Genomic DNA, 2090 nt, shown 5'->3' with positions numbered 1-2090 from the left:
CGCATGGCGCGTGACTTCGTTAAAGGTGCCCGAGGCGTCCGTGACGATAAAAACGTCGTAGCCTTCAGCAAGCGCAGAAAGCGCCGGGAAGGCGACGCATACCTCCGTCACGACGCCAGCGATGATCAACTGCTTTTTTCCTGTGGCCTTCACTGCAGCAACAAACTCTTCGTTGTCCCATGCGTTGATCTGCCCCGGACGAGCGATGTAAGGAGCATCCGGAAACTGTGCTTTCAACTCCGGCACGAGAGGCCCGTTTGGACCGGTCTCGAAGCTGGTGGTCAGAATCGTCGGCAGCTTGAAATACTGCGCCAAATCGGCCAGCGCCAAAACATTGTTCTTGAACTTATCGGGCTCAATATCGCGTACCAGCGAAAGCAGGCCCGCCTGGTGGTCGACCAGCAAAACTGCGGCGTCATTCTTGTCCAGGCGCTTGTAGGTTGTGTTCACGGCAATCTCCTTCTGAAAACTAGTAGCGTCGGCACATGGCCGACCGTAGCCACATCCTATTTGCGCAACAATCTGGTGAGTAGTGCATTAACATGGCATCAGTGTTCTTATTTGAGAACAATCCATGCATGATCTGAACGACATCTATTACTTCGTGAAGGTGGTAGAACACGGCGGGTTCACACCGGCTGGGCGTGCGCTGGATGTCGCCAAATCGAAATTGAGCAGACGCATTGCGGCGCTTGAGTCCCAATATGGCGTCCGCCTGCTGCACCGCTCCACAAGACACTTTTCGGTCACGGAGACCGGCCGCGCGTTCTATGAACGATGCCTGGGCGTTCTCGCCGAAGTCGACGCCGCGACGGAAATCATGGAGCGCAGCCATGCTGAACCGCAGGGCACCGTACGCATGAGCTGCCCCACAGCGCTGCTGGAATACCGAATCGGAGATCTGGTCGCGCAATTCATGACCGAATATCCCAAGGTGCATGTGCATCTGGACGCAACGAATCGGCGGGTCGACGTCCTCAGCGAAGGGCTGGATCTCGCGCTTCGCGTACGGTTCCCGCCGCTGGAAGACAGCGATCTCGTAATGCGTGTCCTTTCCGAAAGCCCCCAGAGATTAGTCGGCAGCCCCGACCTTCTCTCTGGCCAAAGCCAACTACAAAGCCCCGAAGTACTCGCTGGCATGGATACGCTGGACTGGGGCCCGCCCAGAGACCATGTGTGGCAGCTTGTGGGGCCCGACGGCCAGGAGGCACAGGTCCGACATCACCCACGCTACATCACCGACGACATGACCGCGCTACGACAAGCCGCCCTTCGCGGCGTTGGCGTGGTCCAACTTCCCTGCATGGTGGTTGAAGATGACCTGCGCTCTGGCGCGCTGATTGACATGTTGCCCGGATGGGCGCCCAAAGGCGGAATCATTCACGCCGTATTCCCATCGCGCAGAGGGCTTCTACCAGGCGTGCGCTTGTTGATCGACTACCTGGCGACGCACATACAACCGAACTAAACCTGGGCGGCGCTTATTGAATGTGATGACCGCCAAAATCAAAACCTAGCGCTCAGCCGGCGGCCGAAAGTCGACCACCATGGGGCGTATCATCAGACAGCCCACCCGGGAGCCCCGCACCCATGTGCTACTCCGCCCAAATCGAAGCCGACTATCGACGGTTCGTACACGAGTACGGCGCCATCATGTCGCTCGACGAATTCACGCGCATGGTGATGGAGTACTTCGCCAACCCGAAGATGCACGTCCCGAGGGCGATGACCGCGCACTTCCTCGAATCGCCCGAGACCGACGAAGAAAAGAAGATCGCCGAGGTCATCCGCGCGCGCATGGCCGCAGACGAGATCGCGCTGCTGCAGGAGCTGGCCAAGCAGACCGAACGGCTGGAGAAAGCCCAGCAATCCCTCGCCGCCAAGGCCACCAAGAAATCCGCTGAAGACGCCCGCATCGCCACCAACAAGATCGCGGCGGCCAAGGGCAAACTCGAAGAACTCAAGAGCACCGAGCTCAAGCCGCGCGACTCGCGCATCTACCCCGGCTGGTAAGGTGTCCGTTTCGATTGACCGCTTAAGCCTAAGCACGCCGCCCCCCGCCGCCGATTAGGTTCGGGAGCTTGCCGCCA

The 2090-nt window shown here is 59.2% G+C and carries 3 protein-coding genes; 2 read left to right on the top strand and 1 reads right to left on the bottom strand.

The features are described from left to right. Positions 1 to 450: isochorismatase family protein (locus ACTJK4_RS15975; RefSeq protein WP_440818365.1), on the bottom strand; the 450-nt coding region annotated here is incomplete at its 3' end. Positions 451 to 574: 124 nt separating this feature from the next. Between ACTJK4_RS15975 and ACTJK4_RS15970 the strand changes: the two genes are divergently transcribed. Beyond that, the gene (locus ACTJK4_RS15970) at positions 575 to 1468 is read left to right on the top strand and encodes a LysR substrate-binding domain-containing protein (RefSeq protein WP_440818363.1); all 894 of its coding nucleotides are present in this window, start codon (positions 575 to 577) and stop codon (positions 1466 to 1468) included. Positions 1469 to 1590: 122 nt separating this feature from the next. After that, the gene (locus ACTJK4_RS15965; protein WP_440818361.1) at positions 1591 to 2013 is read left to right on the top strand and encodes a hypothetical protein; all 423 of its coding nucleotides are present in this window, start codon (positions 1591 to 1593) and stop codon (positions 2011 to 2013) included. Positions 2014 to 2090 lie beyond the last annotated feature (77 nt).

Source organism: Ralstonia sp. 22111 (assembly GCF_052045895.1).
GTDB lineage: Bacteria > Pseudomonadota > Gammaproteobacteria > Burkholderiales > Burkholderiaceae > Ralstonia > Ralstonia wenshanensis.
Note: the sequence above shows the minus strand (reverse complement) of the source record. Positions and strands in the feature narration are given on the sequence as shown.

Bases quoted from the DNA above. Each gene is read 5' to 3' on its own strand.
- ACTJK4_RS15970 (WP_440818363.1), top strand. From the start codon at position 575: ATGCATGATCTGAACGACATCTATTACTTCGTGAAGGTGGTAGAACAC.
- ACTJK4_RS15965 (WP_440818361.1), top strand. From the start codon at position 1,591: ATGTGCTACTCCGCCCAAATCGAAGCCGACTATCGACGGTTCGTACAC.